Here is a 22,711-nt window from a genome sequence, read left to right on the forward strand (position 1 = left end):
CATATCTGGCGTTGACTTTTGGCACGCTGTTGAGTTCTCAAGGAACGGACGCTTCCTTCGACCGGCCTTCCGACCGCATCTCCGGGCGCTTCGTTTTTTCTTGTTTCGAGCTTACCAGACCGTTTATTCGGCGTTGACCGAATCTTTACTCGCCTGACTTGCTCTGTTTACCGCCGTTGCGCGGCGACCTGAGCAACCATAGCGGGTCGGTGGCCGAGCGCCTAATCGGGGCGGGGCGAAGTTCACCCGGTTGGGCCTGCGCGGAGCGGGTGGGAGTGGCAGGTGGGGGCTCACTCGGATGCCGTAGAGTGCGGCGGGTTGGCCGAGAGGACTAGACCACTTGCGGGTGGCGGGGTCGACGGGGAGGGCGCGGGGCGGTCGGTTCGTGTGCGGCTCGGTTGGGACGGGAGGGGATCTTCACCCGGGCGGCTCGCGGGCGTTATGTCATGAGATGTCCGAAGTTGACGTAATTTTGGTTCAGTCGATCAATGGGCCGCTGCCCCGCGGCCGCACGCGATGTACTCCGTACCTGGGAGGCTCCACCATGACCACTGTCACGTCGCCGCTCGCCGGTCGCGCTGTCGGCCTCGCCAACGTTCCCGACCCGGTGTTCGCGGGGGCCATGGTCGGGCCGGGGACGGCGATCGATCCGTTGCGGGAGCCGATCGACGCGGTGGCTCCGGTGGACGGGCAGGTGGTGTCGATGCATCCGCACGCGTTCGTGGTGATGGACGAGAACGGGCACGGGGTGCTGACGCACCTGGGGATCGACACGGTGCAGCTCAATGGGGAGGGGTTCGAGCTGCTGGTGCACAAGGGGGACCGGGTGAAGCGGGGGCAGCCGGTGATCAAGTGGAACCCGGCGGCGGTGGAGGCGGCCGGGAAGTCCCCGATCTCGCCGATCGTGGCGCTGGAGGCGTCGGCGGAGCAGTTGAGCGGGGTGGCGGAGTCGGGCGACGTCACGGCCGGCGGCGAGCTGTTCATCTGGAACTGACGGAACTGACGGCGACGGACGGCGAAGGGGTTTCGGACCATGGAGCGGACGCTGCGGGGCGTGGGGGTCAGCCACGGGGTCGCCATCGGGCAGGTGCGGCACATGGGGACGGCGGTGCTGGAGCCGCCGGTGACCCAGGTGTCGGCCGAGGAGGTGCCGCGGGAGCGGGCCCGGGCGCAGGCAGCGGTGGACGCGGTGGCCGCGGACCTGGTGGCGCGCGGGAACCTGGCGGGGGGTGAGGCGCAGGCGGTGCTGGAGGCGCAGGCGCTGATGGCGCAGGACCCGGAGCTGCTGGCGGACGTGAACCGGCGGATCGAGTCGGGGAGCAGTGCGGAGCGCGGGGTGTACGACGCGTTCGCGGCGTACCGGGAGCTGCTGGCGGCGGCGGGTGAGTACCTGGCCGGGCGGGTGGCGGACCTGGACGACGTGCGGAACCGGATCGTGGCGCGGTTGCTGGGGGTGCCGATGCCGGGGGTGCCGGACAGTGACGAGCCGTACGTGCTGCTGGCGCGGGACCTGGCGCCGGCGGACACGGCGTTGCTGGACCCGTCGCTGGTGCTGGGGTTCGTGACGGAGGAGGGCGGGCCGACCTCGCACAGCGCGATCCTGGCGCGGGCGCTGGGGGTGCCGGCGGTGGTGGCGCTGGCGGGGGCGACGGGGTTGGCGGAGGGGGTGGTGGTGGCGGTCGACGGGGCGTCGGGCGAGGTGGTGGTGGAGCCGGCGGCGGAGCGGCAGGAGGAGTTGCGTCGGCTGGCGGCGGAGCGGAGGGCGGCGCTGGCGGCGTCGAGCGGGCCGGGGCGGACGTCGGACGGGTTCATGGTGCCGTTGCTGGCGAACGTGGGTGGTCCGGGGGACGTGCCGGCGGCGTTGGAGAACGGGGCGGAGGGCGTCGGGCTGTTCCGGACGGAGTTCCTGTTCCTGGACGATTCGGCGCACGCGCCGAGCGAGGACAAGCAGGTCGAGGCGTACCGGAAGGTGCTGGAGGCGTTTCCGGGGGCCCGGGTGGTGGTGCGGGTGCTGGACGCGGGGGCGGACAAGCCGTTGGAGTTCCTGACGCCGGGGGACGAGCCGAACCCGGCGCTGGGGGTGCGCGGGTTGCGGACGCTGCTGGAGCACCCGGAGGTGCTGCGGTCGCAGTTGCGGGCGCTGGCGCGGGCGGCGGAGGGGTTGACGGTGCGCCTGGAGGTGATGGCGCCGATGGTGGCGGACGGGGTGGACGCGCGGGCGTTCGCGGCGGCGTGTCGGGAGGTGGGGTTGGACGCCAAGTACGGGGCGATGGTGGAGATCCCGTCGGCGGCGCTGCGGGCGGGGGCGATCCTGCGGGAGGTGGAGTTCGTGTCGCTGGGGACGAACGACCTGGCGCAGTACGCGTTCGCGGCGGACCGGCAGGTGGGGTCGTTGGCGCGGTTGCAGGACCCGTGGCAGCCAGCGCTGCTGGACCTGATCGCGGCGGCGGCGGAGGCGGCGAAGGCGGCCGGGAAGAGCTGCGGGGTGTGCGGGGAGGCGGCGTCGGACCCGCTGTTGGCGTGCGTGCTGACGGGGCTCGGGGTGACGAGCCTGTCGATGGGTGCGGCGGCGATCCCGTACGTGCGGGCGGGGTTGGCGCAGGCGTCGTTGGCGCAGTGCCAGCGGGCGGCCGAGGCGGCGCGGGCGGCGGACGGTGCGGCGGAGGCGCGGGAGGCGGCGCAGCGGGTGCTGTCCGGGGAGTAGGGGTCGCGGACTCCCGGGGGGGTCGCTGCCGCCGTGGGGGGCGGTGGCGGCCCCTCGGGGCCTTCTCGGGCTAGGGCTGCTTGCGGGTGGTGGCGAGCTGTTCGAAGAAGCGCAGGTGGTCGAGGTTGTCGACGGAGCCGGGGTTGACGGCCCGGGTGAGGGGGGTGCCGCCGAGCAGGCGCTTGACGGGGACTTCGAGGCGCTTGCCGGTGAGGGTGTGCGGGAGGCCCCGGACGGTGATCACCTCGTCGGGGACGTGGCGCGGGGAGAGTTGGGTGCGCAGTGAGGTGCGGATGCGGGTGGTGAGGTCCTCGTCGAGGACGGCGCCGGGGGTGAGGACGACGAACAGCGGCATCCAGTAGCCGCCGTCGGGTTCTTCGAGGCCGATGACCAGGGATTCGGCGATCTCGGGGAGTCGTTCGACGACCTCGTAGATGTCGGCGGAGCCCATTCGGACGCCCTGGCGGTTGAGGGTGGAGTCGGAGCGGCCGTGGATGACGACGGTGCCGCGGGAGGTGGCGGTGATCCAGTCGCCGTGGCGCCAGGTGCCGGGGTAGGTGTCGAAGTAGCTGTCGTGGTAGCGGCGGCCGTCGGGGTCGTTCCAGAAGCCGGTGGGCATGGACGGGAGCGGCTTGGTGACGACGAGTTCGCCGACGGTGTCGGTGTGCGGGTGGCCGTCCTGGTCCCAGGACTCGACGGCGGCGCCGAGGCAGGGGGCCTGGATCTCGCCGAGGTGGACGGGGAGGGTGGGGACGCCGCCGACGAAGCAGGAGCAGACGTCGGTGCCGCCGCTGACGGAGGCGAGCCAGAGGTCGGACTTGACCTCGTCGTAGATCCACTGGAAGCCGTCGGGCGGGAGCGGGGAGCCGGTGGTGCCGAGGCAGCGGACGGCGGAGAGGTCGAGGTCGCGGCCGGGGTGCAGGTCGGCCTTGCGGCTGGCGATGACGTAGGCGGCGGAGGTGCCGAGGACGGTGGCGCGGGTGCGGGCGGCGACCGACCAGAGGGCGCCGGTGTCGGGGTGCCCGGGGCTGCCGTCGTAGGTGACGATCGTGGTTCCGGTGAGCAGGCCGGCGAGGAGGAAGTTCCACATCATCCAGCCGGTGGAGGTGTACCAGAGGAAGCGGTCGTCGGGGCCGAGGTCGAGGTGGAGGGCGGCCTGCTTGAGGTGTTCGACCAGGATGCCGCCCTGGCTCTGCACGATGGCCTTGGGGAGGCCGGTGGTGCCGGAGGAGTAGAGCACCCAGAGCGGGTGGTCGAAGGGGACGGGTTCGAAGACGGGTTCGGTGTCCGCGGCGACCAGGTCGTCGTAGTGGAGGGTGCCTTCGGGGGCGGGGGTGTCCAGGAGCGGGACGTGGATGACGGTGTTCAGGGTGGGGAGTTCGCGGCGGAGTTCGGCGACGACCCGGGTGCGGTCGTGGTCCTTGCCGCCGTAGTGGTAGCCGTCGACGGCGAACAGGACGGTGGGCTCGATCTGCTGGAGGCGGTCGAGGACGCTGCGGGCGCCGAAGTCGGGGGCGCAGCTGGTCCAGGTGGCGCCGACGGCGGCGGTGGCGAGGAGGGCGACGGCGGCCTGCGGGACGTTGGGCAGGTAGGCGCTGACCCGGTCGCCGGGGCGGACGCCGTTCGCGCGCAGGGCGGCGGCCAGCGAGCCGACCTGGCGGCGGAGTTCGGACCAGGTGGTGGCGACGGGTTCGGCGGTGCGCTCGTCCAGGTGGAGGATCGCGGGGCGGTCGGCGTTGGCCGGGTCCTCGGCGGCGCGCAGGGCGTGTTCGGCGTAGTTGAGGGTGGCGCCGGGGAACCACTTCGCGCCGGGCATGGTGGCGGGTTCGGCGAGGACGGCGGTGGGCGGGGTGTGGAAGCGGACGTCGAAGTACTCGGTGACGGCCGTCCAGAAGCGGGCGAGGTCCTCGGTGGACCAGCGGTGGAGGTCGGCGTAGCGGCCGGCGGCCTCGGCGTCGGTGGTGACCGGTGCGAGGGGGGCGGCGGGGGCGCCGTGGTGGTCGGCGGCCCAGCGCTGGAAGGCGACCAGGCGGCTGGCGGCGGCGCGGGCGGGGTCGGGGCGCCAGAGCGGCTCGGGGTGGTGCTGGTCCTGGGGGGTCGGAGGGGTGCTCACGTGGTGGTCTCCAGGCCGGGGCGGGGACGGCGGGGCTGGTGGCGGCCGTCCGTGCGGTGCTGACGCTGCCGACCCTGCCACGTGATCGTCCGGCGGTCCAGGGTCGCGCGGTCGGGGTGCTGGTGGGGGCGGGCGGGAGGTGGTAGACCGGCGGGATGACGGTGGCGTACGACGTGGTGATCGTGGGCGGCGGGCACAACGGGCTGGTGGCGGCCGGGTACCTGGGGCGGGCCGGGTTGCGGGTGCTGGTGCTGGAGCGGCTGGGGCACGTCGGCGGGGCGGCGGTGTCGGAGCGGGCGTTCGCGGGGGTGGACGCGCGGCTGTCGCGGTACTCGTACCTGGTGAGCCTGCTGCCGCGGCGGATCCTGGCCGAGCTGGGGGTGCGGGTGGAGTTGCGGCGGCGGCGGATCTCCTCGTACACGCCGTGGGAGCGGGACGGGCGGGTCGGGGGGTTGCTGGTGGACGGCGGGGACGAGCGGCGGACGGCCGAGTCGTTCCGTGAACTGACCGGTGGGGAGCGGGAGTTCGCTGCGTGGCGGGAGTTCTACGGGATGACCGGGCGGGTGGCGGAGCGGGTGTTCCCGTCGCTGACGGAGCCGCTGCCGTCGCGGGCGGAGCTGCGGGCGCGGGTGGACGATCCGGTGGCGTGGGCGGAGTTGTTCGAGCGGCCGTTGGGCGAGGCGCTGGAGCGGCGGTTCGCGGACGACGTGGTGCGGGGGGTGGTGCTGACGGACGCGCTGATCGGGACGTTCACGCACGCGCACGATCCCTCGCTGCGGCAGAACCGGTGCTTCCTGTACCACGTGGTGGGGGGCGGGACGGGTGACTGGGACGTGCCGGTGGGCGGGATGGGGGCGGTGACCGGGGCGCTCGCGGGGGCGGCGCTGGCGGGCGGGGCGGAGTTGCGGACCGGGTGCGAGGTGGTGGCGGTGGACCCGGGGGGCGCGGCGGGGCCGGCCGAGGTCGGGTACCTGGACGCGGACGGGGTGGAGCGGCGGGTGGGGGCGCGCTGGGTGCTGTGCAACGCGGCGCCGGCGGAGCTGGCGCGGCTGGTGGGCGAGCGGGCCGGGGAGCCGGCGCCGGAGGGGGCGCAGCTGAAGGTGAACATGCTGCTGAGCCGGCTGCCCCGGCTGCGGGACGGGGCGGTGGACGTGCGGGACGCGTTCGGGGGGACGTTCCACGTCGCGGAGTCCTACCGGGAGCTGGAGGGGGCGTACCGGGAGGCGGCGGCGGGGCGGCTGCCCTCCCCCGCGCCGTCGGAGATCTACTGCCACTCGCTGGCGGACCGGTCGATCCTGGGGCCGGGGGTGCCGGCGGGGGCGCAGACCCTGACGCTGTTCGGGCTGCAGGTGCCGGCGCGGTTGTTCGCCGCGGACCCGGAGGGGGTGCGGCGGGCGGCGCTGGCAGGGGTGCTGGCGGCGTTGGACGGGGTGCTGGCGGAGCCGTTGGCGGACTGCCTGGCGGTGGACGGGGAGGGGCGGCCGTGCCTGGAGGTGCGCGGGCCGCTGGACCTAGCGGCGGACCTGCGGCTGCCGGGCGGGAACATCTTCCACCGGGACCTGGCGTTCCCGTTCCGTGCGGAGGACGGGGACGGGGACGGGGGCGGGGACGGCGGTTTCGGGGGTTCCGGCGGTTCCGGCGGTTCCGGCGGGGACGTGGGCCGGTGGGGGGTGGGGACCGGGCATCCGCGGGTGCTGGTGTGCGGGGCCGGGGCGGTGCGGGGCGGCGGGGTGAGCGGGATTCCGGGGCACAACGCGGCGATGGCGGTGCTGGGGCGCTGACCGGAGCCGGAGCCGGGAGCGGCGGCGGGGCCGGCCGGGTTCAGCGGGGGGCGTACTCGCCGTCGAACCAGGAGCGGGCCACCCGGGTGTGGAACGGGAAGGCCAGCGGGGTCTCGACGGTGGCGAGCTCCCAGCCCTCGGTCTCGTCGGTGGGGACGGAGGGCGGCAGGTCGGCCAGGTCGCGGGCCGGGAAGAGGGCGAACAGGCAGAGGAAGCCGCCCCGGGCGTCGGAGTCGGTGGCGACCAGCAGTGCCTCGGCCGGGTCGGCCAGGATGCCGGTCTCCTCGCGCAGTTCGCGGGCGGCGGCCTGCTGCCAGCTCTCGCCGTAGTCGACGTAGCCGCCGGGCAGGGCGAGCAGGCCGTAGCCGGGTTCGATGGTGCGGCGGATGACGGTCAGCCGGGTCTCGCCGTCGGGGAGGTGCACCGGGAGCAGGGCGACCGTGACCGGGAGCGGGTTGCGGTAGCTGATCTCGCCGCAGCCGGGGCAGGTGCGCGGCCAGGCGGTGGTGCCGGCCGGGTAGGGCGTCCCGCACCAGTGGCAGTGGGTGTTGGGGCCGAAGACGGCGGGGCGGGCGGACGGCTGGGTCGTCATGGGGGCGATGGTAGTCCGGCCGGGTGCCGGGCGGGGCGGAGTCGGCACGGGTCGGCGGCGGGGCGGTGGGGGTCGGCTCGGAGCGGTGCGCGCAGGGCGCGGGGCGGGGGCGTGCGGGGGTGCGGTCGGCGCGGGGCGGGCGGGGGTGCGGTCCGGCCGGGCGGGTGAATCCGGTGGGCGCGGTTGGATTCGGAGTGTGTGCGCACGATAGCGATGGGGTGTTCCGTGATGGGCACGGGAGTTGACCGTTCATGAAGGATGATTGTGCGAGCGATTCTGATTTCCCTGCTGGCGGCGGGCTCGGTGTTCGGGCTGGCGGCGCCGGCCCCGGCGGCGGTGCGCGCGGCGAGCGGTGACGTGGTGGTGTTCTCGACCGAGGCGCAGCCGCTGGACGTCTACCACGACCCGGCCGGCTGCCAGCAACTCCCCACGTTGGCGCACGTGCTGACGAACCGGACCGACCGTCCGGTGAAGGTGTACGGCAACCCGTTCTGCCTGGGCCCGTCGGTGGCGGTGCAGCCGGGCTACGGCACGCACGCGCCGGGTGGGGCGGGGAGCTTCTCCGCCTGAGCGGACCGCGCGGGCGGTGCGGACGGTCCGGGCGGTCCGGGCCGTTCGAGCGGGGGCGGAAATGCGGTCGGATGATCGCACGGGCGGTCGGGGAAATAGCCGATCGCCCGCTTTTTCTCTGATCACAGAAATGCGTCCGAACGGTCGCACTATGTCATGATGGCGACCGCCGACTCCTGGCCCGTCGCGGCGAATTGGCGCACCGTCAGCGCGCGCACCGTCAGCGCGCGCACCGCCAGCGCGGTCGGCCCGTTGTCTCCGGCCCCCCGCGGCAGTTCGCGTCCCGGGTTGCGGCCGCCGTCGAGAGGACTGCGTTTCCCGTGGAGCACGTCGCACTTCCCGCTGCCCCCGAGGCGGCCCCGATCCCCTGGCGGGCGTACGCCCGGCTGGCCAAGCTCGACATCTGGGACTACTACCTGAGCGTCCCGCTGGTGGCCGCGATGGTGCTGGCCGCCGGGTCCGGGGCGGGGGCCGGGACGACCGTGCCGGTGCTGGTGCTGTTCCTGGCGGGCGAGGTCGCGATGAGCGCGGCCATGTGCACCTTCGACGACGTCACCGGGTACCGGGACGGCAGCGACGCGGTGAACTACGGGCCGGACGCGCCCGCCCGGCGGCTGGCCCGCAAGCCGCTGGTGGCGGGCACCTTGACGGAGCGTCAGGCGATCCGCTTCGGGTGGGCGGCGGTCGCGGTCTGCGTGCTGTGCTGGGCGGCGGCCGTCGCGGCGGCGCCCGCCCGGCCCTGGTGGGCGGTGGCCGGGACGGCGGCGCTGGCGGTGTTCGGCTTCCAGTACACCTGGTGGCTGCGGATCAGCTACAACGGCTTCCAGGAGTTCTTCCTGGCCGCGCTGGGCTGGTTCTTCGTGCTGCCGCTGTACGGGCTGCTGACCGGGCGGTCCGACGGCTTCGCGGTGGTGCAGGCGCTGGTGTTCGGGCTGGGGCCGCTGCTGTTCGGCGTGTACTCCAACACCAACGACATCCCCGGCGACCGGGCGGTGGGGCGCCGGACCGCCGCCGTGCTGCTCCCGCCGCGCGGCAACGCGGCTTTCGTGGCCGGGTGTTCGGCGCTGGAGGCGGTGCTGCTGGTGGGCTCGGCGGTGACCGGGTTCGCGCCGTGGTGGTTCCCGCTGGTGATGGCGCCGGTGATCGCGCTGCGGGTCCGGCAGTGGGTGCTCGGGTTCGTCCGGGGCGAGATCCTGCTCGCCCGCCGGCTGGGCATCCGCCTGCACCGGGTGTGCTGCGCGCTGCTGGTCGGCACCGACCTGGCCCTCGCGGTGTTCGGCGGTGGGCTGTGAGCGGCGGAACGGCGAGTGGCGCGGCGGGACGCGGCGGGACCCGGCGCGGCGGGACGGGGACGCTGTTCGGGCGGCTGCCGCTGGACCTGGGGCCGCTGTTCGACACGCTGGCCGACCAACGGCCCTCGGTGGACGTCCGGTTGGGCCGTCCGCTGGACCTGGCGCCGGAGCGGGGCACCGTGTACGACACCGCCCAGGTGGCCGAGCTGGTGCGGGAGACCGCGGCCTGGCTGGTGGCGGCCGGGGCCGGGCCCGGGTCGTCGGTGGCGGTCGTCAAGCGCAACCACTGGGACTACGTGCTGCTGGCCTGCGCGGCGGCCCGGATCGGGGCGGTGCCCGCCCTGCTGTCGGACCGGGTGCCGCCGGACGCCCTGGGCGCGCTGCTGCGGCGGCTGCGGCCGGACGTGCTGGTCACCCAGCGGGACGTGCTGGGCGGGGCGCGGGCGGCCGGGGTGGAGCTGACCGGCCTGGCCGGGCGGACGGTCTGCCTGGACGGGCCGTCGCCGGGCGCGCTGGCGGTGGACGAGCTGCGCGGCGGGCCGGTGCCGGGGGTGCGCACCCGCGGGGAGGACGAGCCGCTGGCGGTGATCCACACCTCGGGCACCACCGGCGTCCCCAAGCTGGTGGTGCACTCGACCCGGACGCTGATCCGGCGGCTGTCGGCGTTCGAGGCGCGGCCCTGGCCGGTGCTGTCGGTGCGCCGCACGGACACCGTGGCCAGCGCCGTCTCGTTCGCCCACGGGCGGGCGCTGACCTGGACGGTCAGCGCGTTCTGGCGGGCGCCGAGGACCGTCGCGCTGCTGCCGGACGCGGACCCGTCGGCCGCCGCCGCGCTGCTGCGCAGCCACCCGCCGACCGTCCTGGAGGCGCTGCCGTCGAGCTACGTGCGCTGGCAGCCGCTGACGGCCGGGGCGGGCAACCCGTTCCGGGACGTGCGGCTGTTCATCTCGACCTTCGACGCGATGCACCCGCCGACGGTGCGGGCGTTCCTGGACGCCACCCGGCGGCGGCGGCCGGTGTGGATGCAGGGGTGGGGGCAGAGCGAGACCGGGCCGCTGAGCTTCCGGTTCCTGACCCGGGGGGCGCTGGCCGGACCCGCCGGGCGGCACCCGACCACCCGCGACCTGGGGCGGCCGGTGCCCGGCTGGGTGCGGGTGAAGGTCGTCGACCCCGCGCGGCCCGGGCGGGCGGTGCGGCCCGGCGAGACCGGGATGCTGTACGCCCGCACCGGGGCGCTCTGCCTGGGCTACCTGGGCGAGCCGGAGCGCTGGGGGCGCAAGCTCGACGGCCGCTGGTTCAACACCGGGGACCTCGGCACCCGGACCCGCGACGGCCGGGTCTTCGTGCTGGACCGGGAGGTCGACATGGTGCCCGGGCTGAGCTGCGTCGAGATCGAGGACGTGCTGCACGAGCGGCTGCCGGACGTCGAGGAGGCCGTCCTGCTGTCGGTGGCCGACGGCCGCCCGCAGCCGGTGCTGGTCACCGCGGACGGCGGGCTCGACCCGGCGCGCTGGCGGGACGCCGTGCGCGACCTGCCGCCGCTGGCCGAACCGCTGGTGGTCGGCTGGGACACGGTGCCGCGGACGGCCACCGGGAAGGTGCGGCGGCACGAGCTGCGGGCCCGGGTGCTGGCCGGCAGCGCCGGGATCGGGACCGGGCAGTGGACGTGAACCGTACTGGCGAGAGCGGGAGTTGAGACGGTGAGGGAGCGGATCGCAGTGGACGGGGACGACGGCGGGGCCGAGGTGGAGGTCGACGTCGCGGTGGTCGGGGCGGGGATCGCCGGGCTGGCCGCGGCGCACCACCTGGTGGCGGCCGGACGGTCGGTGCGGGTCTTCGAGGGGGCGGACCGGGTGGGCGGGCGGATGGCCTCCGACCGGGTGGACGGGTGGCTGCTGGACGAGGGCGCGGAGACCATCGCGGGGGCCGGGTACGAGGCGACCTGGGAGCTGATCCGGGCGGTCGGCCTGCCGGAGTCCGAGGTGCCCGTGATCGGGCCCGGGTTCGCGCTGTGGCGGCACGGCCGGGCGCACGCCCACCTCGGGCACCCGAAGGGGCTGCTGACCGGCGCCGGGCTGTCCTGGCGGGGACGCTGGGCGTGGCTGCGCTTCACCGCCGAACTCGCCACCGCCTGGCGCGGGTTCGACCCCGACCGGCCGGAGACCGCGCCCAGCGGGGACGCGACGCTCAGCGAGTTCTGCGCCGGTTCGCCCGGGCGGGAGGAACTGCTGGCGGCGATGCTGCAACCGCTCTCCGGCCACTGCTTCGGCTGGCGGCCGGAGAGCTCGGCCGTCGCCCCGATGGTGGCCACCCTGCTCTCGGTGGGCGGCGCCGGGGCCCGCTGGATGACCTACCGGGACGGGATGGACACGCTGGCCCGCCGCCTGGCCGAGCGGCTGCCGGTGGAGCTGGGGCGCCGGGTGGTCGCCGTCCGGGAGCGGGCGGCGGGCGAGCCCGGCGGCGTGCTGCTGGAGTTCGCGGACGGGGCCCGGGTCCGCGCCCGGCAGGCGGTGCTGGCGGTGCCCGCGCCGCTGGCCCTGGAACTGCGCGGGGCGGACCTCCCGGACCGGGAGCGGGCGTACCTGGCGGCGAGCACGTACACGCCGATGCTCAAGGTGGCCTGTCTGCTGGACCGGCCGCTGCCGAGCCCGACCGGGGCGCCGAGCTACGCGCTGTCGGTGCCGGAGACGGAGAGCCGGGTGTGCACCGGGCTGATCCTCGACCACCTGAAGGCGGACGGGCGGGCGCCCGCGGGCAAGGGACTGGTCAGCGTGTTCGCCTCGCCGTGGCTCTCCCCCGCGCTGCTGGACGAGCCGGACGAGCGGGTGGTGGAGACGCTCTGCGCGGAGGCCGAGCGCTTCCTGCCCGGCCTGCGGGCGGCCACCGTCCGGACGCTGGTGCACCGCTTCCCGCTCGGGCTGCCGCAGGGCGCGCCGGCGGCGGTCCGGGAGCGGGCCGCGTTCCTGGACCGGCCGACCCGGGCGGTCGAGTACGCCGGGGACTGGGTGATGCTGCGGCCGAGCAGTGAGGGCGCGGTGCGGTCGGGGCGGCTGGCGGCGCGGCGGGTGCTGGCGCACGCGGGCTCCGGTGCGGGTGGCACGGCGGGCGCGGGTTCCGGTGCGGGCGCGGGTGTCGCCGCGGTGGGGCGGGTGTGATGGGCGGGGCGGTGGCGGAGGCCGGGGCCGGGCTCGGGACCGGGCTCGGGGATGCGGTCGGGGATGCGGTCGGGGGGTCGTACCTGTTCGACAACGGGAGCGTGCACGCGGCCGGGCAGCACCGGTGCCTGGCGGCGTGGCTCGATCCGATCAGTGTCGGCGCGCTGCGGGCGGGCGGGGTCGGGCCGGGGATGCGCTGCCTGGACGTGGGCACGGGGGCGGGGAGCGTCGCGGTCTGGCTGGCCGGGCAGGTGGCGCCCGGGGGCTCGGTGCTGGCGACGGACCTGGTGCCGCTGCCGGTGCCCGCCCGGCCCGGGCTGACGGTGCGGCGGCACGACGTGGTGCGGGACCCGCTGCCGGAGGGCGCGTTCGACCTGGTGCACGTCCGGCTGGTGCTCTCCCACCTGCCGGAGCGGGAGGCGGTGCTGGCGAAGCTGTTCGCCGCGCTGCGGCCCGGCGGGGTGCTGCACCTGCTGGAGTTCGACGCCGAGTACGCGCCGGTGCTCACCGTCCCCGACGAGCGGGACCGGGAGCTGTACGAGCGGTACCAGCAGGCGAAGTTGCGGGCCTTCCGGGCGCGCGGTTCGCACCAGGGCTGGGGCCGGGAGTGCGCCGGCGCGCTGGTGCGGGCCGGGTTCACCGGGGTGGAGGCGGAGGCCCGGATCGGCATGCTCGCGCCCGGGACGCCGCAGTTGGAGATGCAGCTGCACAACACCTGGCACCTGCGCGGGGCGCTGCTGCGGGAGGGGCTGACCGAGGACGAACTCGCCCGGCTGCGCGGGATGTTCGGCGACCCGCGGTTCCTGGCCTGCTCGAACGTGGTGTACGCGGTGCACGGACGGCGGCCGTGAGCGGACCGGCGCTCGGCACCCGGCCGCGGCTGGCCCGGGAGGTGGCGGCGGGGCTGCTGCGCGCCTCCGGGGTGCGGGTCGCGGAGGGCGACCTGCCGGACGGCGAACTGCTGGAGGTCGGCGGCGAGGTGGCCTGCCGGATCTCCTGGGCGGGCCCGCTGGGGCTGGCGGTCGGCAGCGAGGCGGACGTCCAGGCGGCCTGCGGGGTGATGCACGTGCACGGCCGGCGGTACGGGGCGCCCACGCCGCTGCGGGTGGACTTCGCGTCGGTGGCCGCCGGGGTGCTGGCCGCGACCGGCGCGCTGGCGGCACTGCGCGCGCGGCGGGCGGGCGCGGCGTACCGCGAGGTGGGCGTCTCGGTGGCGCAGGCCGCGCTGCTCGGGCTGGCGCAGTACCTGGCGGCGGCCACCGCCCCGGACCGGGAGGGCGCGGAGCCGGCCGGGACGGGCGGGCCGCCGTTCCGCGCGGCGGACGGGGCGTGGTTCGAGCTGGAGGCGCTGGCGGCGGACGGCTGGCTGCGGTTCTGGACCGGACTGGGCGTCGAGCGGCGGGTGGTGGGCCGTGCCTGGCTGCCGTTCCAGGCCCGCTACGGGACGGCGGCCTGCCCGCTGCCGGAGGAGCTGTTCGCGGCGGCGCGGGCGGTCGGCCACCGGCGGCTGGCGCGGATCGCCGCCGAGTGCGGGGTGGAGCTGACGGTGGCGGCGGACCGGCCGGCCGTCCTGGGCGGGATGCCGTGGCGGCTGCGGGCGGGCGGGGCGGCGGGGGCCGCCTCGTCGCCGTCCGTGCTGCCGACCCGTGGGCCGCTGGACGGCGTGACGGTGGTGGAGATCGCCCGGCGGGTCCAGGGGCCGCTGGCCGGACGGGTGTTGGCGCTGCTCGGGGCCACCGTGGTGCGGGTCGAACCGCCGGGCGGGGACCCGCTGCGCGGGGTGCCGCCGATGACGGCCGGGAGCGGGGCGGCGGACGGCGGCGGCGCGGTGGTGGACGGCGGGGCGGCGGTGTCGGCGCGGTTCGCGGCGCTCAACCGTGGCAAGGGGGTGCTGGAGGCGGACCTGCGCAGTGCGGAAGGGCGCGCGGCGGTACGGGAGTTGGTGCGGGGCGCGGACGTGCTGCTGCACAGCCTGGCGCCCGCGAAGGTCGCCGGGCTGGGGCTGGACGCCGGGACGGTCGCCGCGCTGCGCCCCGGGCTGGTGTACGCCCAGGCCAGCGGCGGCGGACCCGGGCTGAGCACCGACTACCCCGTCCAGGCGCACTCCGGCCTGGCCGCACTGCTGGCGCCGGACGGGCTGCCGCCGCGCCCCACCCTGCTGACCGTCTGCGACGTGCTGGGCGGCCTGGTCTGCGCGGCGGGGGCGGTGGCGGCGCTGGAGGCCCGCGAACGGACCGGCCGGGCGCAGCACGTCGAGTCCTCGCTGCTGTCGGCGGCCCGGCTGCTGTGCGGCGCGGCGGGCGACCCGGGCGCGCCGGACGGCGGGGTGGAGGTGTGCACGGACCTGGGCGTCCTGGCGCGAGACCCGCGGGTGGCGGCGGCGTTCGAGTTCGGCCCGGACGGGTGCGCGTTCGTCCGCGCGCCCTGGGAGTTCGGGACGTGAGGCAGTGACGGGGGTGGGCCGGGGGGTTCGGTTGTTGGTCGGCGGATCGGTGAACGGGAGTGGTGGCTGTGACGTGGGTTTCGGTGGCTGGCGTGGAGTTCCCCGACCGGGTGGACCGGGAGCTGCGGGAGCGCTGGGTGGAGCGGGGCTGGTGTCCGGGGCGGGGGCTGTATGAGCTGTTCGCGGAGCGGGTGGCGGCGGACGGGGCGCGGGTGGCGGTGGTGGACCGGGGCGGTGAGCTGTCGTACGCGGAACTCGGTCGCCGGGTGCGAGGGTTGGCGGCGGGGCTGGCCGCGCGGGGGGTGCGGCCGGGGTCGGTGGTGGGGGTGAAGGTGCCCGCGGACCGGCGGGCCCTGGTGGTGGATCTGGCGGTGGCGGCGCTGGGCGCGGTGGTGCTGCCGTGCACGCCCGGGCACGGGCGGCGGGACCTGCTGGCGGTGTGGGGGACGGCGCGGGTGGACGCGGTGGTGACGGCGCCGGAGTGGAAGGCGCTGGTGGACGGGCTGCGGCCGGAACTCCCGGACCTGCACGAGGTGGTGGTGCTGGACGAGGACCCGTGGCCGGAGCGGGACGGCTGGCGGCCGGCGGCGGTGGACCCGGAGGCACCGGCCCGGATTCTGCTCTCCTCGGGTTCGGAGGCCGCGCCGAAGCTGGTCGCGTACTCGCACAACGCCCTGGCCGGCGGGCGCGGGCGGTACGTGGAGCGGGTGCTGGAGACGGCGGACGGCGCGCCGCCGCGGGTGCTGCTGCTGGTGAGCCCGGCGACGGCCTACGGCTCGCTGGCGGTGGTGGCGCTGGTGCGGTGCGGGGCCACGGTGCTGCTGCCGCCGGGCGGGGAGCGGTTCGATCCGGCGGGGGCGCTGGCGGCGGTGGGGCGGTGGCGGCCGACCCACCTGGCGGCGGTGCCGACCATGCTGCGCAGGATGGCGGAGCTGCCTCCCGCGCCGGGTGAGGACCTGTCCTCGTTGCAGGCGGTGGTGTCGAGCGCGGCGGCGCTCTCCCCGGCGGTGCTGGGTGCGGCGCTGCGGCGGTTCGGCTGCCCGGTGGTGAACGTGTACGGCGCCAGCGACGGCCTGAACTGCCATGCCCGCTGGGACGATCCGGACGGCGACGTGCTGCGGGTGGGGCGGCCGGACCCGGGGGTCGCGGAGTTCCGGGTGTGCGGGCCGGACGGGCGGCCGGTGCCGGCCGGGGTGCCGGGCGAGTTGCAGGCGCGCGGGCCGATGTCGCCGCTGTGCCACGTCGGGGAGCCGGAGTTGGACGCCCGGCTGCGGGTGGACGGCGGCTGGGTGCGCTCCGGCGACCGGGGGGTGCTGGAGGCGGACGGCTCGCTGCGGGTGCTGGCCCGGATCAGGCAGACGGTGAACCGGGGCGGGGTGTCGATCTCCACCGCCGAGGTCGAACAGCTGCTGGAGGGGCACCCGGAGGTCGCGGAGGCGGTGTGCGTGCCGGTGCCGGACCCGGACCTCGGGGAGCGGATGTGCGTCTGCGCGGTGCCGCGCGGCGCGGGGCTGGAGCTCGCCGAACTGACGCTCTTCCTGGCCGAGTTGTGCGGCCTGGAGCGGTACAAGCTGCCGGAGCGGCTGGTGGTGCTGGAGCGGCTGCCGGTGGGCGCGTCCGGGAAGCCGGACCGGCGGGTGATCGCGGAGCTGGCCGCGGCGGCCGTACGCGACGGCGGGGCCGAGGCGGGCGGTGCCGCAGCGGACGGTGCTGCGGAGGGCGGGGCCGTGGGGGTGACGGCGGGCTGAGGAACGCGTCGGTCGGTGGGTGCCGCTGCGCGGTCGGGGCGGCGGCGGCACCCACCGGGGTGCGGGGGACGGCGCCGGTCAGGCCGGGAAGGTGAGGACGGCGGTGGTGATCCGTTCGACCTGGGCGTCCGTGAGGTGCGGGTAGACCGGGAGGGACAGGCACTGCCGGGCGGCGCGTTCGGCGTTCGGCCAGTGGCCGTCGGCGGGGGCGGCGTGGGCGAAGGCGGGCTGGTGGGGCAGCGGCTGCGGGTAGTAGACGTGGCTGTCGACGCCGTGCGCGGCCAGGTGGCGTCGGAGGTCGTCGCGGCGTTCGGCGAGCAGCGTGTAGACGTAGTAGCAGCGGCCGTCGGTGCCGGACGGGGGCGGGAGGACGCCGCGGGCGGCGAGCGGGGTGAAGTGCGCGGTGTAGTGGGCGGCGATCTCGGCGCGGCGGGCCAGCCGGGCGGCCAGGCCGGGGTGTCGGCGCAGTTGGAAGGCGGCGAGGACCTCGTCGAAGCGGCTGTTCAGGCCGATCAGGTGGTGCCGGAAGCGGTGCACGCCGTCCTGGCCGTGGTTGCGCAGCATCCGTACGGTGCGGGCGAGTTCGCGGTCCCCGGTGACCACGACGCCGCCTTCGCCGGGGCCGCCGAAGGACTTCACCTGGACGAAGGAGAAGACGCCCGCGTCGCCCCAGGTGCCGGCCGGGCGGCCGTCCAGGACGGCGCCCTGGGCGACCGCGGAGTCCTCGATCAGCCGCAGGCCGTGGCGGGTGGCCAGGGCGCGCAGGCGCGGCATGTCGGCCATCACGGAGAACATGTGGGCGGGCATCAGGGCCCTGGTGCGGGGGGTGATCAGCGCCTCGGCCGCGTCCGGGTCCATGACCAGGGTGTGCGGGTCGATGTCGGCGAACACCGGGGTGGCGCCGACGCCGAGGACGGTGTTGGCGAGCGGGGCGCAGCCGAAGGCGGGGACGACCACCTCGTCGCCGGGGCCGATGCCCAGGGCGCGCAGGATCAGGGTGAGTGCGGTGGTGCCGCTGCCGCAGGCGATGACGTCCTCGGTGCCGAGGTCGGTGCGGAGCAGGTCCTCGAAGCGGGCGGTGCGCTCGCCGAGGATGAAGCGCTGGGCCGGGTCGGTGGCGACCTCGTGGACGGTGTCGAGCAGCAGGCGGCGGTCGTCCTCGAACAGGTCGGGCGGGAAGAACGGGATGGTGGCGGTGGCGGCCTCGGTGGTACCGGCCCGGGCGGTGCCGGTGGTGCTCGTGGTGCTAGTAGTGCTCGTAGTGCTCGTGGTGCCGGTGGCGGCGGTGCTGGTGGTCATCGACGGGTCAGCGCTGCTTTCCGTGCTGGAAGTCGCGGACCAGGTCGCTGACCAGGTCCAGTTCGTGGTCGGCGAGGTCGGGGTAGAGCGGCAGCGCGAGGGCGCGGTCGCAGGCGGCTTCGGCGTGCGGGAACTCGCCCGGGCGGTGGCCGAGTTCGGCGAAGCAGGGCTGGAGGTGCAGCGGCGTCGGGTAGTACGTCTCGGTCTGGACGCCGTGCCGGGCGAGGTGGGCGGCGAGCGCGTCGCGGTGGTCGGACTCGATCAGGTAGACGTACCAGACCGGGTCGGTGGCGGCGTCCCGGGCCAGGACGGTGGGCAGGGTGAGGCCGGGGGTGCCGGTCAGGCGTTCGGTGTAGCCGGCGGCGAGGGCGGCGCGGCGGGCGATGTCCTGGTCGGCGCGGCCGAGTTTGGCGAGCAGGACGGCGGCCTGGACGTCGTCCATCTTGCTGTTGGTGCCGAGCAGTTCGGTGGGACGGTTGATGGTGCGGAAGTCGTCCAGGGTGCGGCCGGTGCGGCCGTGGTGGCGCATCGCGGAGACGGCTTCGGCGAGGGCGGGGTCGTCGGTGAGGACGGCGCCGGCGTCGCCGATCGCGCCGAGCGTCTTGGTGGGGAAGAAGGAGAGCACGCCGCCGGCGCCGTGCAGTCCGGCGTGCACGCCGTCCCAGCGCATGCCGAACGCCTCGGCGCTGTCCTCGACGACGGTCAGGCCGTGCCGGTCGGCGAGGTCCAGCAGGGCGCGCAGGTCGGCGAGTTGGTGGAACAGGTGGACCGGCATGACCATCCGGGTGCGGTCGGTGCGGACGGCCTCGACGCTCGCCGGGTCGAGGCAGTAGCCGAGCGGGTCGATGTCGGCGAAGACCGGGCGCCCACCGGCCAGCACCACCGAGCTCGCCGAGGCGACGAAGCTGTAGGCGGGGACGATCACCTCGTCGCCGGGGCGCAGTCCGGCCGCGCGCAGCAGCAGGACCAGGGCGTCGGTGCCGCTGTTGACGCCGACCACGTGCCGGGCGCCGGTCCAGGCGGCGAGGGCGGCCTCGAACTCCTCGACCTTCGGGCCGTGCGAGTACTTGCCGCGGTCCATCAGTTCGTCGAGGTGGCGCCGGGTGGTGGGCCAGAGGGATTCGAAGGTCTCGACCTGGGTGAAGAAGGAGACACCCGGGGAAGTAGTGGCACCCATGAAGCTCTCATCGGATGGTATGGATCGAGCGGATGGAAAGGTCCGTGCCCGAATCTGCCGGGCACCCGAATCTATGCCGCCCGGACCCCGTCCACCCGTCGTGGAGAGCCGGTTCACTCCTTCGAATGGCCTTTCCGGTAAGCGATTTGACGGCGGAACGGATCGCCGCCGAAGTGCTGGTTGAATACCGGGCGAAGCAGCGCCGAAGCGACCCGGAAGGAATGACGCCCCGCCATGCCGAACGGACTCGGGACCTTACTCGTCGGAATGGGACGGGCCGGACACGGACTCCACCTCCCGGTGCTGCGCCGCCTGCGCGCCGAACCCGGCACCGCCCGGCTGTTCGCGGCCGGCCCGGTCCTCGCCGTCGATCCGTACCGGCGCCCCGGGGCCGCCGCCGACCTGCGGCCGACCACCCTCGCCGAGGCGGCCCGGCTGCTCGACCCGGACCGCACCGTCGTCCACCTGTGCACCCCGCCCACCGAGCGGGCCGCCGCGCTGGACACCCTCGGCCGGCTCGGCTACCGCCGGGTGCTGCTGGAGAAGCCGGTGGCCGCCGACAGCCGCGGTCTGGACGAGTTGCTCGCGCTGCGCGACCGGTACGGGCTGGACCTGGTGGTGGTCGCCCAGTGGCTGGGCAGCCGCCTCACCGATCGGCTGCGCGCGCTGCTCGCCCAGGACGCGTACGGGCCGCTGCGGACCATCCACGTCGTCCAGCGCAAGCCGCGGTTCTCCCGCTCGCTGGCCGGGGACGGGCACCCCACCGCGTTCGACGTCGAACTGCCGCACTCGCTCGGCCTCTGCCTCGCGCTCGCCGGGCCCGGCGAGGTGACCGGCGCGGGCGGCACCGACATGGTGGTCGACGGCCGGGTGCTGCCCCGGCTCGGCACCGCCTGGCTCAACCTCCAGCACCACGGCGGGGCGTGGACCCGGATCCGCTCCGACCTCACCTCGCCGGTGCGCGAGCGCCGGGTCACCCTGGAACTCGCCCGCTCCACCCTGATCGGCCACTTCCCCGGCAGCGAGGCCGACGCGTACGCCCGGCTCACCGTCATCGACCACGAGGGCGAGCGCACCGAGCTGCTGCACGACGACGCGCTGGGCGGCTTCCTGGCCCAGACGTACGCCTACTACGCGGCCGACCCCGGCGGGACGGCGACGGGCCCGGGGCGGCGGCGGGCCCACCCCGACCTGGCGGTCAACACCGAGGTGGTGCGGCTGCTCGACCGCGCCAAGGCGATCGCGGCGGGCGGCGGGTCCGGCGGGTCCGGCGGGTCCGGGCCCCGGGGCGGCGGGGGCCGGGCGGTGGCGGTCCGGTGAGCGCCTTCCGCAAGGGCGGCCGGACCGGGCGGCGCCGGACGGCGCGGTGGCGGCGGGCGAACCGGACGCCGATGGACCGGACGCCGGTGGGCCGGCGGCCGACCGTCCGGTTCGGCGGCATCGGCGACGAGGCCGCGCCCGACCTGGCCGGGCAGCTCGACGCCCTGGAGCAACTCGGCTGGAGCGAGCTGGAGTTGCGCACGGTGGACGGGGTCTGGATCGCCGACCTGCCGATCGGGCGGGTCACCGCCCTCGCCCGCACCCTGCGGCGGCGGGGCATCCGGGTCTGCGGCCTCGCCTCCCGGATCGGCAACTGGGCCTCCGACGTCACCGACGGCCACGGGCCCGAGGAGCGGGAGCTCGGCGCCCTCGCCGAGCGCGCCGCCCTGCTCGGCACCGACCGGGTCCGGGTGATGTCCTACCCCAACGGCACCGGCCTGCCGGAGGCCGAGTGGCGTCGGAGGGTGCTGGAGCGGATGCGCCGCGTCGCGGCCGGCGCGGGCCGCGGCGGCCTGGTCGCGCTGCACGAGAACTGCGCGGGCTGGGGCGGGGCCTCGGCCGAGAACGCGCTCGACCTGCTCGCCTCGGTGGACAGCCCCGGGCTGCGGCTGCTGCACGACACCGGCAACGGCGCGGCGTACGGCTACGACGGGTTCGAGCTGCTGCGCCGGACCGTCGGGCACGTCGACCACGTGCACCTCAAGGACGCCGTCGGCCACGGCGAGGACACCCGGTACGTGCTGCCCGGCGCGGGGGACGCCCGACTCGCCGAGTCGCTGCGGCTGTTGACCGCGCGCGGCTGGCACGGGGTGTGGTCGCTGGAACCGCACCTGGCCACCCGGCCGCACCAGGGCCTGGCGGCGGACGGCGGCACCGACAGCGGATTCGTCGCCGCCGGACGGGCGTTGACCGCCCTGATCGAACGCGAGGTGCTGCCGCACTCCCCCGGCTGGCGGCTCGTCCCGGGCGGCCTGGTCCGGGACGCGCCGGTGCCCCGAGCCACGGACGAGCGGTTCACGGACGAACGGGTCGCGGACGGGCCGGTCGCGGACGGGCCGGTCGCGGGTGCGTCGGCGGCCCGGGAAGGCGCGGTGTCCGATGCCCACTGAGCCGGTGCCGTCCGGGGCGGGGGTGGTGGAGCGCGCCCCGGCGGCCGACCAGGTCGTAGCGGAACTCTCGCCGGACGAGCGGGAGTTGCTGCTGGAGCTGCTGCGGCTGCCCACCGCCGGGCCGCTGGAGACCGGCCCGGGCGCGCCGCTGCCGCTGCTGCCCGAGGCGCTGGGGGCGTACGCGCGGGCGGCGGCCGGCCTCGGGCTGGTGGAGCTGTACCGCGGTGCGCCCGGCCCGGACGAACTCGACCGCCCCGGCGTGCCGTTGACGGTCGAGCAGGCGGTCGCCGAGGTGCCCGGGTTCCTGGCCTGCCAGCCGAGTCTGGTGCTGCGCCTCGGGCCGGAGCTGCCCCGGGCGGCGACGGTGATGTTCAACGTGCACCTGGACACGGTGGCCGGGTCGGAGCCGGTGGGGTTCGACGGGCGGCGGTTCACCGGGCGGGGCGCGATCGACGCCAAGGGCCCGGCGGTGGCGCTGCTGGCCGGCCTCCGGACGGCGGTGGCGGCGGAGCCCCGGGTCGGGCGCGAGGTCGGGGTGCTGGTGCAGGCGGTGTCCGGCGAGGAGGGCGGCGCGATGGGCGTGTTCGGCACCCGTCCGCTGGTCGGGGCCGGGTACGTGGGCGCGCTGAACGTGTTCTGCGAGCCGACCGGCCTGCGCTACCTGCCGCGCGCCACCGCCGCCGCCACCGCCCGGCTGCGGGTGCGCGGCGAGGACGCGATCGACGACTGCCCGGGCGCGGGCCACAACGCGACGGTGCTGCTCGGCTTCCTCGCCCAGCACCTGGCACGGGAGCTGGGCCGCCTGCCCGGCCCGCGCGACCCGGTGTGCGTGGCGGGCCTGGGCACCGGCCCGCTGCACAACCGGGTCTACGGGAGCGGCGAACTGCTGCTCAACCTCCCCTACCGGGACGCGGGTTCGGGCCGCCGGGTGGAGGCCGCGGTCGAGGCGGCGGTCCGCTCCGGGCTGGACGCGTTCCGTCACGGGTTCGCCGGGCTGCCGGAGTTCGCCCGGACGGCCGCCGACTGCGCCCGGATCACCCGGCTGGACTGGCCCAAGCGCGGCCTGCCGGTCCTGGACGGCCGGCACCCGGGGTTCGAGGACCTGCTGACCCGGCGGGCCGGCATCCCCCGGGTGCCGGACGGGGAACCGGCCTTCACCTGCGACGCGATCTGGGCCGCCGACCTGCCGGACGACTCGTTCACCGTGGTGCTCGGCCCCGGCGACCTCGGCGCCAACCGGGCGCACGCGGCGGGCGAGTTCGCCGAGGCGGCGCAGCTCGACGCCTTCGCCTCGGCGGTGGCCCGGCTGCTGGTGGCCTTCGCCCGCCACCGACCCTGAGCCGCCCGCCTGCTCCGGCACCCGCCCGAAGTCCCGCTCGACGTCCTGCTCTACGTCCCGCTCGAAGCC

18 protein-coding genes are annotated in these 22,711 nt (G+C 76.1%); 13 read left to right on the forward strand and 5 right to left on the reverse strand.

What is annotated here, in order from left to right:
• The first annotated feature begins 544 nt into the window (after nucleotides 1-544).
• Both ACIP60_RS37025 and ptsP read left to right on the forward strand, forming a co-directional pair.
• Complete coding sequence (locus ACIP60_RS37025; RefSeq protein WP_100835370.1) at nucleotides 545-994, forward strand: PTS glucose transporter subunit IIA; 450 nt, start codon at nucleotides 545-547, stop codon at nucleotides 992-994.
• 39 nt (nucleotides 995-1,033) lie between these two features.
• Nucleotides 1,034-2,704, forward strand: coding sequence for a phosphoenolpyruvate--protein phosphotransferase (gene ptsP, locus ACIP60_RS37030; RefSeq protein ID WP_400693635.1), 1,671 nt, complete (start codon nucleotides 1,034-1,036; stop codon nucleotides 2,702-2,704).
• A 70-nt stretch (nucleotides 2,705-2,774) separates the two neighbouring features.
• Here the strand turns inward: ptsP and ACIP60_RS37035 are convergent, their stop codons facing one another.
• A complete protein-coding gene (locus tag ACIP60_RS37035) occupies nucleotides 2,775-4,817 on the reverse strand; it encodes an acetoacetate--CoA ligase (protein WP_400693638.1) in 2,043 nt (680 codons plus the stop codon).
• A 155-nt stretch (nucleotides 4,818-4,972) separates the two neighbouring features.
• On the opposite strand from ACIP60_RS37035, the gene ACIP60_RS37040 reads away from it, so the two are divergent.
• Nucleotides 4,973-6,598 (forward strand): phytoene desaturase family protein, encoded by a 1,626-nt coding sequence (locus tag ACIP60_RS37040; RefSeq protein ID WP_400693641.1) that lies wholly within the window; start codon nucleotides 4,973-4,975, stop codon nucleotides 6,596-6,598.
• A 40-nt stretch (nucleotides 6,599-6,638) separates the two neighbouring features.
• On the opposite strand, the gene ACIP60_RS37045 is transcribed toward ACIP60_RS37040, so the two are convergent.
• Complete coding sequence (locus ACIP60_RS37045; protein WP_111556742.1) at nucleotides 6,639-7,190, reverse strand: NUDIX domain-containing protein; 552 nt, start codon at nucleotides 7,188-7,190, stop codon at nucleotides 6,639-6,641.
• Nucleotides 7,191-7,448: 258 nt separating this feature from the next.
• Between ACIP60_RS37045 and ACIP60_RS37050 the strand changes: the two genes are divergently transcribed.
• Nucleotides 7,449-7,760 carry a hypothetical protein gene (locus ACIP60_RS37050; RefSeq protein ID WP_400693645.1) on the forward strand — a complete coding sequence of 104 codons (312 nt, stop codon included), beginning with the start codon at nucleotides 7,449-7,451 and terminating at the stop codon, nucleotides 7,758-7,760.
• 149 nt (nucleotides 7,761-7,909) lie between these two features.
• On the opposite strand, the gene ACIP60_RS37055 is transcribed toward ACIP60_RS37050, so the two are convergent.
• Complete coding sequence (locus ACIP60_RS37055) at nucleotides 7,910-8,089, reverse strand: hypothetical protein (protein ID WP_400693648.1); 180 nt, start codon at nucleotides 8,087-8,089, stop codon at nucleotides 7,910-7,912.
• Between ACIP60_RS37055 and ACIP60_RS37060 the strand changes: the two genes are divergently transcribed.
• The 6 genes from ACIP60_RS37060 (at nucleotide 8,081) to ACIP60_RS37085 (ending at nucleotide 16,398) form a co-directional block, all read left to right on the forward strand.
• Nucleotides 8,081-9,052, forward strand: coding sequence for a UbiA family prenyltransferase (locus tag ACIP60_RS37060; protein ID WP_400693651.1), 972 nt, complete (start codon nucleotides 8,081-8,083; stop codon nucleotides 9,050-9,052). The two genes, ACIP60_RS37055 and ACIP60_RS37060, sit on opposite strands and share 9 nt — an antisense overlap.
• Nucleotides 9,049-10,722, forward strand: coding sequence for a class I adenylate-forming enzyme family protein (locus ACIP60_RS37065; protein ID WP_400693653.1), 1,674 nt, complete (start codon nucleotides 9,049-9,051; stop codon nucleotides 10,720-10,722). Before ACIP60_RS37060 ends, ACIP60_RS37065 begins: the two co-directional genes overlap by 4 nt.
• Nucleotides 10,723-10,770: 48 nt before the next feature.
• Nucleotides 10,771-12,207 carry a protoporphyrinogen/coproporphyrinogen oxidase gene (locus ACIP60_RS37070; RefSeq protein WP_400693656.1) on the forward strand — a complete coding sequence of 479 codons (1,437 nt, stop codon included), beginning with the start codon at nucleotides 10,771-10,773 and terminating at the stop codon, nucleotides 12,205-12,207.
• Between the two features lie 101 nt (nucleotides 12,208-12,308).
• Entirely contained in the window at nucleotides 12,309-13,058 is a 750-nt protein-coding gene (locus ACIP60_RS37075; RefSeq protein WP_400693659.1) for a class I SAM-dependent methyltransferase, read from the forward strand.
• Complete coding sequence (locus tag ACIP60_RS37080) at nucleotides 13,055-14,650, forward strand: CoA transferase (RefSeq protein ID WP_400693661.1); 1,596 nt, start codon at nucleotides 13,055-13,057, stop codon at nucleotides 14,648-14,650. The genes ACIP60_RS37075 and ACIP60_RS37080 overlap by 4 nt, the downstream gene beginning before the upstream one ends.
• A 92-nt stretch (nucleotides 14,651-14,742) precedes the next feature.
• Nucleotides 14,743-16,398 carry a class I adenylate-forming enzyme family protein gene (locus ACIP60_RS37085; protein WP_400693663.1) on the forward strand — a complete coding sequence of 552 codons (1,656 nt, stop codon included), beginning with the start codon at nucleotides 14,743-14,745 and terminating at the stop codon, nucleotides 16,396-16,398.
• Between the two features lie 78 nt (nucleotides 16,399-16,476).
• Here ACIP60_RS37085 and ACIP60_RS37090 read toward each other — a convergent pair whose 3' ends face one another.
• Together ACIP60_RS37090 and ACIP60_RS37095 are read right to left on the reverse strand one after the other, a co-directional pair.
• Complete coding sequence (locus ACIP60_RS37090) at nucleotides 16,477-17,697, reverse strand: DegT/DnrJ/EryC1/StrS family aminotransferase (RefSeq protein ID WP_400693665.1); 1,221 nt, start codon at nucleotides 17,695-17,697, stop codon at nucleotides 16,477-16,479.
• A 7-nt stretch (nucleotides 17,698-17,704) separates the two neighbouring features.
• Nucleotides 17,705-18,874 (reverse strand): DegT/DnrJ/EryC1/StrS family aminotransferase, encoded by a 1,170-nt coding sequence (locus tag ACIP60_RS37095; RefSeq protein ID WP_400693668.1) that lies wholly within the window; start codon nucleotides 18,872-18,874, stop codon nucleotides 17,705-17,707.
• Nucleotides 18,875-19,141: 267 nt separating this feature from the next.
• On the opposite strand from ACIP60_RS37095, the gene ACIP60_RS37100 reads away from it, so the two are divergent.
• The 3 genes from ACIP60_RS37100 to ACIP60_RS37110 are packed head-to-tail and all read left to right on the forward strand — an operon-like array spanning nucleotide 19,142 to nucleotide 22,642.
• A complete protein-coding gene (locus tag ACIP60_RS37100; protein ID WP_400693671.1) occupies nucleotides 19,142-20,194 on the forward strand; it encodes a hypothetical protein in 1,053 nt (350 codons plus the stop codon).
• Complete coding sequence (locus ACIP60_RS37105) at nucleotides 20,191-21,303, forward strand: sugar phosphate isomerase/epimerase family protein (protein WP_400693674.1); 1,113 nt, start codon at nucleotides 20,191-20,193, stop codon at nucleotides 21,301-21,303. The genes ACIP60_RS37100 and ACIP60_RS37105 overlap by 4 nt, the downstream gene beginning before the upstream one ends.
• Nucleotides 21,293-22,642, forward strand: coding sequence for a M20/M25/M40 family metallo-hydrolase (locus tag ACIP60_RS37110; protein ID WP_400693677.1), 1,350 nt, complete (start codon nucleotides 21,293-21,295; stop codon nucleotides 22,640-22,642). The genes ACIP60_RS37105 and ACIP60_RS37110 overlap by 11 nt, the downstream gene beginning before the upstream one ends.
• Nucleotides 22,643-22,711 lie beyond the last annotated feature (69 nt).

This window comes from Kitasatospora sp. NPDC088783 (assembly GCF_044750705.1).
In the GTDB taxonomy this organism is placed as follows: Bacteria; Actinomycetota; Actinomycetes; order Streptomycetales; family Streptomycetaceae; genus Kitasatospora; species Kitasatospora fiedleri.